This is a genomic window from Halococcus thailandensis JCM 13552 (assembly GCF_000336715.1).
Taxonomy (GTDB): domain Archaea; phylum Halobacteriota; class Halobacteria; order Halobacteriales; family Halococcaceae; genus Halococcus; species Halococcus thailandensis.
Map to the genome: position 1 here is coordinate 1 of NZ_AOMF01000062.1, position 9904 is coordinate 9904.

The 9904-nt window shown below is 52.9% G+C and carries 9 protein-coding genes and 1 pseudogene; 2 read left to right on the top strand and 8 right to left on the bottom strand.

Translation table 11 applies throughout. The annotated features are described in order from the left end of the window. Positions 1-183: 183 nt before the first annotated feature. The 6 genes from C451_RS02650 to C451_RS02675 form a co-directional block, all read right to left on the bottom strand. Positions 184-939, bottom strand: a complete 756-nt coding sequence (locus C451_RS02650) for a CPBP family intramembrane glutamic endopeptidase (RefSeq protein ID WP_049912749.1) — start codon at positions 937-939, stop codon at positions 184-186. A gap of 1202 nt (positions 940-2141) precedes the next feature. Then, positions 2142-2561, bottom strand: a complete 420-nt coding sequence (locus C451_RS02655; protein ID WP_193788296.1) for a winged helix-turn-helix domain-containing protein — start codon at positions 2559-2561, stop codon at positions 2142-2144. Positions 2562-2615: 54 nt separating this feature from the next. Continuing rightward, entirely contained in the window at positions 2616-3002 is a 387-nt protein-coding gene (locus C451_RS02660) for a hypothetical protein (RefSeq protein WP_007737412.1), read from the bottom strand. A gap of 107 nt (positions 3003-3109) precedes the next feature. Then, on the bottom strand, positions 3110-3790 hold the full coding sequence (locus C451_RS02665; RefSeq protein WP_152420357.1) for a hypothetical protein: 681 nt from the start codon (positions 3788-3790) through the stop codon (positions 3110-3112). Between the two features lie 202 nt (positions 3791-3992). Continuing rightward, positions 3993-5753: a hypothetical protein gene (locus C451_RS02670; protein ID WP_049912751.1), complete on the bottom strand. Its 1761-nt coding sequence runs from the start codon at positions 5751-5753 to the stop codon at positions 3993-3995. Further along, positions 5746-6528, bottom strand: a complete 783-nt coding sequence (locus C451_RS02675) for an ABC transporter ATP-binding protein (RefSeq protein WP_007737416.1) — start codon at positions 6526-6528, stop codon at positions 5746-5748. Before C451_RS02675 ends, C451_RS02670 begins: the two co-directional genes overlap by 8 nt. Before the next feature lie 67 nt (positions 6529-6595). Here C451_RS02675 and C451_RS23495 point away from each other — a divergent pair. Continuing rightward, positions 6596-6846: pseudogene (locus tag C451_RS23495) on the top strand (IS5/IS1182 family transposase); the annotation flags it as partial. Here the strand turns inward: C451_RS23495 and C451_RS02680 are convergent. Continuing rightward, complete coding sequence (locus C451_RS02680; RefSeq protein ID WP_007737418.1) at positions 6842-7357, bottom strand: hypothetical protein; 516 nt, start codon at positions 7355-7357, stop codon at positions 6842-6844. The pseudogene C451_RS23495 and the gene C451_RS02680 sit on opposite strands and share 5 nt — an antisense overlap. Further along, positions 7354-7941, bottom strand: coding sequence for a winged helix-turn-helix domain-containing protein (locus tag C451_RS02685; protein WP_007737431.1), 588 nt, complete (start codon positions 7939-7941; stop codon positions 7354-7356). Before C451_RS02685 ends, C451_RS02680 begins: the two co-directional genes overlap by 4 nt. A gap of 159 nt (positions 7942-8100) precedes the next feature. Here C451_RS02685 and C451_RS02690 point away from each other — a divergent pair, with 159 nt between their 5' ends. Next, the gene (locus tag C451_RS02690; protein ID WP_152420358.1) at positions 8101-9645 is read left to right on the top strand and encodes a transposase; all 1545 of its coding nucleotides are present in this window, start codon (positions 8101-8103) and stop codon (positions 9643-9645) included. The last annotated feature ends 259 nt before the right edge of the window (positions 9646-9904 follow it).

Here is a 9904-nt window from a genome sequence, read left to right on the forward strand (position 1 = left end):
AACTGAGCCTGGTTCTCTTTTTTGTCGACGGATGAATCGGTCTGTCGAATCGTGCAGCAGTATCTTCAGCCGTCGTCAGGGGACTGATGGGGGCGGAATTCTTAGACGGGCTCAAAGAGACAGCGTTACTCACTGTCTGGAGATAGCCAAGTGTCTACTGACAGCGAATCCAAACGACCCATATCAAATATATTGGACAAATATGGCTGCGTTATACGCACCGTGAACTACTATCGGGATGAGCAGATTATTGGTATATTCATAGAGGGAGCCGAGAACAAGACCGAGAACGAATGCTGAGACAACATAACCCCAGATACCGCTTGCACCGCTCGAAGCTACGATAGCCGTCACGTGTGCAAGACCGAACAGCGTGCTCGAACCGATTATCGCTGGTACTGGTCGAAGGACGCGCCGCAGAACACCCTGAACGCCACCACGGAAGAGCGTCTCCTCACCTGGCCCGACCGCAAGGAAAGACAAAATGACCATAGAAAGCGCCAGCGTCGGGGATTGCTCAACAGCGCGTATGATCTGATTTGTCCCGGCGGAGAAACCTAACTGCTGGAGAGCGAGACTGGTCACTTTGGATATGGCAATTAGGGCAACGAAACCGAGAACCATCCACCCGAAATCTTGAAATGATTTTCGCGGATTTGACGTCAACGGCCATCGAATATCGAGCAAATCTGGGTGACCAGCGTAGTAGACATAGCCGACGACGAGAAGAACGAACCCGATTCCTTGTAGAAGCGTCGTGCCGACATTTCCGATAGTACTCTCGACGGAGATATTAAGTACCGAAAGTACTGCGACAAACGGTATTTGCAAAAGAGACGTCACAAGAAAACCTCCGGAAGCCAGACCGAGTGCGACTGAAAGCGCAGATATGTAATCGCTTGCGTCATGCTTCATAACATCGGTTTGCTCAGAAGCCATCGTGTTCTCAGCAATATCCCACCGGGTAGGACATATCCTTCCCGGTACGCCACACATTGTAGTTCTTCATGACCCAAAGGGCTAGAAGACTGTCTCTGAGAATTCTCGGGAGGGGAGAGTGTTTGATAGCAGGTGATTTAGCGTGATCAACACGACGACACACCGGGATCGACCTATATCTTGGTTGGTTGATCTCGGTGCCCGTGACCGGATAAGGACAAGATTAACTTGCTTGGCAGACAGACGGCAAATTATGTCCAGTAAATATAGAAGTTTCTTCCAGAGTAACGCCTCTGGCTGGGGTCTCACAGAAGCGATAGTTGGTCTTTGCTGTCTCCTTGCCACGCTCAGCTATGATGGACTGGTGGTTGGAATACTCCTTGCTCTTATAGGGATTAGCTTGATCGGGCACGGAATCTCATCTATCTACAAGAACTCGTTTTGACTGCGTGACAACGAGGAAGGCTGGTGATTAGGTCTGGCCGTTAGTTTGTTTAGTAGAATTAGAACTCAGATAATCCTGCTTGCCAATCATATGATTTCTCACAGAAGAGACAACAGGCTTCCCAGAGGTTCCCGCTCCAGAGTTCGTCTGTTATCTCACCAGACAGAACTGTGTGATCTAGTGTGGCCGGAATCGCCAGTTGGACATCCATATTAGCTATAGAAGTCTGGATGGCAAAAAGATGAGGGTAGTGTCGTGTGAGGATCGTCAGATTCTGCTAACCCCTTCCGAAAATTGACGATCACACAATGGAATCTCTACGGCCCCTCTGAAACTGGAAGAATGGTAGGATAAGCGTGAATCAATCCTATCAAGGGAAGAGTGGCTACCAACAGGGATAGGAATAACGCTCATGTCTTAGATTGATCTGGTGTGATCAGAAGAGAATAGAGCAGCGAACACAGTCCAATGATTTCGTTGATCCGGATAATTGTTGGGAGATAAAACGTGTATACCCGGGATTGAAGATCAACCACTTGTCCTACAGAATTGACTCCAATTGAGATAGCTAGTGGGACTACCGTGATGAGACAAAGCCCTCCTGCCAAGAACAACATTCGGCTACTCCCACTCCGCTGATAGCCCTGATAGGCGTGAAATACGATGAAGAGAGCTAATCCAATAGCGATGAGTGACACAGAGAGCAGGAGAAGATAATCCGACTGACTTTGTGTCCCTGTTCCAATTAGGAGCAACGTCACAGTCCCTCCCAAATATCAGTAAATCGATCAGCAAGATGCCCGGTCGGTTTCTTGGAAACAGCTATCTCAAACCCCTCGTCAGTAAGACGAACTGTGAGTTCGTCTAGTTGCGCTTCGTACACGCTGTAGTGGTTCCCATCCGGCTGTGCGATACGACGCTCAGCGAGAAACCCGTATTCAATGAGCCGCTCAGTCCGTCGATAAACAGTCGATAGAGAGATACCACACTCCTCACTGAGTTCTTTCGCCGACATCGCATCGCTTCGTGTTTGAAGAAGAATCGATTGGACATACTCATCATCGAGGAGATCGAGTATTTCGTCGGCGTCGAGGTCATCCGTCACAGATGGTCGCCTTTGAAGTTTGATCGTCGGTTCGGCTTTCCTTTTGGGAAAGAGGCTGTTTGTCGCATTCATAAACATGATATTTACATGGAACGTATCTCATCGCTGTCTTCGGTCTCACCCATTTCATCGAGCGCGAGCAAACAGGCCAGCACTCCCGTACTGGATGATCGTCGTCACACCGAATGCGACAGGGGCTGCGAGATCAGTTGATACGTTACTCCTCATGATCTGAAGGATGCCAATAAACACACCGGTGGAGATGAGTACCGCACAAATGGTCCAGACGATCGCCGCTATGGTCGAATACGATTCTGGCCAAATTCGGTCATAGATCTGTGGAATGAACAGGGCAGTCACTCCCACCAGTAGATATGTCGCTTCAAACTCGCCAAGCAGTTCGGAAAACGTGAAGAGAACACCAACACCAAGAAGCACAGTGGTGATGGTAACTGGGAGATTGCTTGTGAGCTCGTCCTTGATAATGGTCTTGTACGACCGCTCTTCGGCCATGTCCACTCATCGAACGCCTGTTGATAAAGGAGTTGGTCAAATTCGCTGAGCTAGCGAAAACACTTCCACCTGATCTCAACCACCACTTGAGGTTGCGTGATCTCTCCCTACGTCTTCTTTCTATCGAAGCCGAACAATCGGAACGGTCGTAGCACCCGATCCGGGATAGAGCTGACTCGGTCGGTCGCTCGTGATGGAGCGTTTTTGAGTGTATCACCGATCGAACGATCGGTAAATTGTGCGTGATACCGCCCGTTCCGCTCAGCGATTGCATCGGTGTTCACAAGCATTTCAAGAGCCTTCTCGATCCTATGACGGGGAAGGTCAACGGTCGAAGTGAGTTTATCGAGAGACTGTGGATCGCTTTCAATGGCGCGGCCGACGATGTGTGCGTCGCCGAACTGTTCCATTGTATTGGGTGATCCAGCTACAGTCTCTCCAGCACCAGATGTGAGGTCGTAGAGGCCATCAAGCGTAATCCATCCGCCAACGAGTACGAACGCGAGTTTGATGACTAAGAGTCCCTCTGGATATGTGAAGCTGTAGACACCCAACCCGAATAAAGCGAATCCAACTGGTGCTTTGCCCCACCCGGTGTTGATACCGAATCGTCGTTTTATCGGCTGCCAGAGACGTGCCGCTCCGATCCCAATTGTCGCCCCTCCAAGACCGGCCGTCGAAATGTCTGTGAAATACCAGACCATTACAAGGCCAACAGCCGTCGCTCCGATTTCAAGTGGGAATGAAAGACGATCGAACCACTGCAGCGACGTTGGCCGTGATCCCATACTAAGATTTTCTCAATACCCAACTAAAAATGTTACCGATCAAAGACTCCCTACAGGGATGAATCAACCCATGCTATCCTGACGAAAGGATGAATGTTCTCGCCCCATGTGACTCGGATCTCACCGATTATTGGCTACACCAGGACTGAACGAGTCGTGCAGGTGGACGAATGTCCGTAGACCAAGCAAATTCAGTTCTCGTTCAATCTAGTGAATAACGGTCAAACCGCCGGATAGCGTGCCGGTACAGCACTGTGGCAGCTACGATCCCTCCAAGAACGAGCACGATAATGCCGCCGATGCGAAATTCGATGAGTCCGAATGCCCGTACCATATCACCAATCTCACGGAAACCGCTAGCAACCGACGCGAATGCTCCTCCTGAACTGCCGAATACACTGAGTATGAACGCTGGAACCGTTCCGACGAGGACGGCCAGTGCACCGCGCGCAATCTCCGGAACGAGGAGTAGCATCACCAATGCCGAACCGGGAATCCCAATCAATCCAAAGTGAATAAGCGTCGCACTGATTCGTGGTGGGAGTACGTCATCACTTTGACCGATGCTGATCGCACTGAAACGCGGGAGCGCCATACCAATCGCAGGAGTGGTCCCGACAGCAACACACGTCAGGAATCCACCCAGAACGACCAGTCCGATCCGCTGGCTGAGGGTATAGGGTGAGAAAACACCTGCGATAGCCGTTATAACGACCACGATGGGGAAACCAAACACCAATCCTGGCGTCATGAGTCCACGAACGTATTGCTTGCCAGAGACTGCTGTGAGCGTCGCCGGGAGCACCACTCCCTCATCACCGAGAGGATTCAACGCAAACAATGCTCCTGCAAGCCACGCTAACACGATCGCAGCAGCTGGGGCCGCGAGTAGAGTAAGTGAATCCGCGTAGCTCCCGAGGAGTGATCCTCCAATAGCGAGGAGTGGAGTGAGCACGAACGTCAATCGATTCGGCTCACGGCGCGTTCGCAGAAGTGTCCATTCGGCGACCCGACGGGTTGGCCGTGCAACCAGTCGTGGAATGACAAGCGGTGTTACCGAAGCTGCAAGCGCATCACGCCGCGATGATTCAGTGCCATCGGACGGCGAATCGAGATTATCGGTCGCTTCACCGCTGTCAGGGGACACAGGGTCAGTATACCAGAATGCAATCGTTTCACGTTCGATAATCAGGCCACCGGCGATGAGCACGAAGAGACTTGTCAGCACCGCGCCGCCGGCTCGAATCGATGATCCCTGGAGTGGTGATCCGATCGCTGCGAAATCAGTTAGCCATGCTATTGGAAGCCATCCGAGCGATGACTGGCTTACAATACCGAGCTGTGGATACAAAAAGAGGAAGTAAACACCCATCAGCAGTACTGCTGCTGTTCCACCGAGAACTGTCTTGTGACGAGCAACGAAGCGTGAGGTCGCAACGAGCCACGCTACTGCATAGCCACATACGCTTCCCGCCACGACCGCAGTTACCGCGAACAGAACAGCTGTTGCGGGTATAAGCACAAGACTTGGCAGTGAACCCAGCAAGATGACCGCGATCCCGGTCGCAAGAAGAGTATACAGGCTGAGATAGGTGAGAACCCGCAACGTCTCGGCAACAACTAAGCCACCCGCAACTGTCCGTGCGGAGACGCTTGTCAGCATCAGTGGCTCGGCCTCGATATGCGTTCGTGCAGAGGCCGTCCGCATTCCGATCAGGAACACTCCGAACAGCCAGAACAATCCGATCGTCCCCCGGATTCCATTGGACAGAGGAATAGTCTCGATTTCCGGTATTGCATCGGCAAACAGCACGATTCCGCCGGTTATCAGTAGCGCAGGGAAAGCAAGGCCAAATGCGGTCATCCCAAAGCGAGCTTTGTCGTTCCAGAGTGCTCGGGCTGATCGCCGAAATTCGAAAATACCGATAGCGAAGGCGTGACGCGTCCACCCTGATTCAGCCATTCGTCACCTCAACTCCAGTGTCGTCCGCAGAATCGATTGCATCCGAACCATCAGTTGTGAGTTCGAGGAACGCATCTTCGAGGGTCCCTGTTTGACTGGTTTCTGCACGTTGGGTGAGCTCCTCGGGTGTGTCTTCGGCTACGAGACTGCCATCATACAGAATCCCGACAGTGTCAGCGACCTCTTCGACGACCGGGAGAATATGCGTCGAGAGGAATATGGTGGTCCCAGCGTCGGCAAGATCACGAATCATTTCGCGGAGCGTGCGAGCGGCACGTGGATCAAGCCCCGAGGTAGGTTCATCAAGGAAGACGACATCCGGTTCGTGCAGCACAGCCTGAATATAGGCGGTTTTCTGTTTCATCCCCTTTGAGTAGTCAGCAATTCGTGTCGATGCATCAGCAGTGAGATTAAGCGCATCAAGTAGTTCGTCGATGCGCTGTCGTGTCGATTCCTCGGGAAGATCGCGCAGGCCGGCAGCATATTCGAGCTGTTCGTTGGCAGTCGCCTGTTCATAGAGTGGTGGTTCTTCGGGGAGGTAGCCGATCTGCGGGCGAAGATCGTCACGGTCCATGATCGAGACATCAGCGATAGATCCGGTCCCACTGGTCGGCCGAGTAAGACCGGTCAGCATTCGCATTGTCGTGGTTTTCCCCGCTCCATTGGGCCCGAGAAACCCATAGACGGTCCCTTCGGGGATGGTGAGTGAGAGTTCGTCGACGGCGAGGGTGGTTTCGTAACGTTTCGTCAGGTCAGTGGTGTCAATTGCGCTCATTCGTAGCGTATGATGAATCACCAGTGATTGTTGATGTTACGACTCAGTTGAATCCGCAAACGGCAGCGAGCATACGGATGTCGAGTACAGGGGGATCATCGATTGGGCGAAGAAATGGAGCGTATTCGGTTTCTATTGGGCCTTCAGCGCAGGAGGGGTTTCCCACACCTTCGACGCTGTGCAAGGCGTTCACGGGCTCTGATAAGCATCTGGGGAGAGCTGTTCCGCCGCTCGACGGAGCAGCTCACCCAGACCGGTCACGCCGCGATCGATCCCACCTACTTCGACCGTCACCAGACATCAACTCACTACCTCAAATGGACACTAGATCGTCAATGAATCTGAAGCCGTTGACGAACGTCACTGCGTCGTCGTACCCCTCGCTCGAAAGCACAGTTTCTGCACCCTCTCCGGCAGCGATATCTGTGGTGTAGATGTAGGCATGGGCCGTGTTTCCCGAGCTGAGTTCTTGTGCGGCAAGTGCTCCAAGAGCGGGATCGGCTCGTTCGACCTCATCGGCCGGACGATCGTCAGCGTTTGCGATATAGCGTTGGATACCGTCCATCGTCTTCGAGACAACTGAGTTCGTGTATTCCAATGAGTCAGCAATACGAACCCAGCCATCGTCGATAGCAGAATCGATTGGAATTACTTCTGCTTCGCTGATCTCGCTATCCTTACCTCCGGTCAACTCCGCGTAGATCCGTTTCGGGACGGCGAAGGTAATCTCGTTGCGCTCAGCGAAGGTTTGCACTCGCTGATAGCGCTCGTTCGACGAATCGCCAAGTGCAACGAAAAATCCCGTGTCCGCAATATGGAGCGCGCTCACACGTCGGGGTTTTCGTCACCAACGACGTCTGCCAGCGACGCACCAGAGTTATCGAGCGAGAAGTGCTCGTAAACGACCGGTCGAAGCGCCTGGAGAATCAGTTCGGCTTCGAGCTCGGAGATGCCGAGATCGTCGGCGACGAGACGATGAGTAGTCTCGCCCTGTTCACGAGCGATAGTGTGGGAAAGCGCAGTTGCGAGTCCGTGCACGCCGTGGCGATCGATATACGAATCAATGGTGTCGTCGGTTGTTCGACGTGCGACTGCAGCGATCAGAGCGGGCGAGATGGTGTATTCACGATCGTCGTTGGTGGTCAGGGTGAGTTCGATTTCGACGGCTGCGTACCGCTGTGGCTGACCGTCTGCTGTAGGAGTGAAAACACCAGTATCGGTGAGCTGATTGATGTAGTTGTAGGCGGTTCCCTGTGCGAGATCCAGCTCGTCGATGAGTTCGCTGGCAGTTGCTTCACCCTCCCGGTAGAAGTAATCATAGACACGAGCGAGCTGGGGCTGTTCGAGGAGATCAGCGATAGATAGGAAATCGCGAACGATCTCCCCTTCCTGCCGTGAAGCTGTCCGTGACATAGTTGAAGCGCGTGTTTACAGATTACGTATAATCTGGAATAAGCTTGTCGGTCGGCTCACTGATGTTGTGAATCCGAATTCCAATTCGCGGGATTGAGCGACGCGAAGCCACCGTGAAACTAACACGGAGGCAGTTTAAGCCGAGTGTTGGAGACAACGATGGCTGCGACGAGCTCCTCGAAACGGGCCGTCTTCCAGGCGATAGCTGACACAGATGAGAAATACTGGCCGTACTATCGCTGTCCATCTGAGGAATATACGGCCGACGATCCCGATGCGCTCAAGCATGATATCTCAACGTTAGCGCGTGAGTGGTTCCGGCACGACGCCCACGAGGATGTTGAGACGTTCATTTGTACATGTCCGCTCGCGTACTTCGAGTTCTCTTCGTACGATACCTACCCCGACTGGCACGCTCAAACGAAGCCAGCTGTTCCGCTGCTCCGAGCGCTCATGCTCATGCATTTGCACGGGTGGGAGCACGAGACCCCACTGGTGACGTATCTCGGTGAACGGGAGGGCCTCGCGGACGCTCTCGGCTTCGAGAGCGTCCCGAGCCAGGCCACCCTCTGGCGCGCTTGTCACGAACGGTTTAGTCGCGACCTTCTGCGAGCAGTCAAGCAGTGTGCGGATTTCGTCCGTATCCATGCGTCATGGAACCGAATCGACGTTCCGGATACGATCGACACAGCAGGAAGCGATAGTACATCCCAGCGAGGTCCCTCGGTTGATTCCGAGGGACCGAGCCAGAAAGAGGTCCTGAGCCGTGCTGGGGAGCTAACTGATCAGGCCAAACGCTTGCTCTTCCCGGCATTCGCTTTCGACCGTGAGAACGGCCGGATCCACGAGAACGCTTTCTGGGAACTCCAGACGTATACTGGCCTCCGCGATGGGATGTGCGTCAACGAGGGAGCGCGAAGCTTCCTCGTTGACTCGACGCGTGACCGAACGCCGTTAGGTCACATCCACCGCCAGTATCTGCGAGAGCTCTCGATCGGGGAAATTCGCGAGATGTACGGACGGGCGATCCGACGTCTTCTCGATGAAGCTGAGCAGACTGCAGCGTTTCACCAGGCGGTGACGGTCGCGATTGACATCACGACCGACACGCCGTTCACCGGCAATCGTGACGGTCACGAGACCAAGATCATCGGCACGAAGGAGAAAAACGACGAGTACGCCTACCACTGGGCGACGATTCAGATCGTCGGCGAGGACCTCCCGCTGATACTGGATGCGCGACCGGTACGAAAAGGAGAGAGTCGCACGGAGATCGTGATGGAGCTGCTTGATTCGGATCTGGCAGAGAAAGACGATCCACAGGAGGAACTTGAACGGTTCTTCTGGTGTTACGTTGAGTTTGCCGAGGAAAATTCATTCATCCAACAAACGGTTATTCAAGGCGATTATCAGGAAACATTTCGTAACATGTCACCAAGCAAATTTGAAGATGTGCAAAGGAAAAGTATGGAAAAATTGCTGCCACTCATTGAAGACCTTCGAGAACGGAGTGTTGGGCCACTCTCAGACATAGAGCCGTTCGTTTTGTTGAGTCTTATGGGAGGGTCAATTGGTCTTCTTGCCATGCACAAAGAAGAATTCGTGAGATATGAGGAGGAGTTTGGATACGAAAAGGGGTACTACCAACGATTACAGGACATACTTGTTTCGTCGCTTGCGAGGGGATTGACGGTCGAGAAATAACTGTCTAAATAGCTTATACAAAATCACCTATCAGGCTAAGCTAGAACCTATGGTGTGCCACCTTGAGCCTGTCCAAGAAACATCGGCAGCGAAATCAGATTCTACGGGTTCCGAGTTCACATGACGTAGATTTTATCTAGCGGAAACTCCTGTATAGCGTAAGGATTCATCCGTGACGTCTAACTTTATCCGATACGACCAAGATCAGCAACACCTCCTGCCGAAGAACGTCGCGGAGTGGGTCGAAGAGGATAGCCTC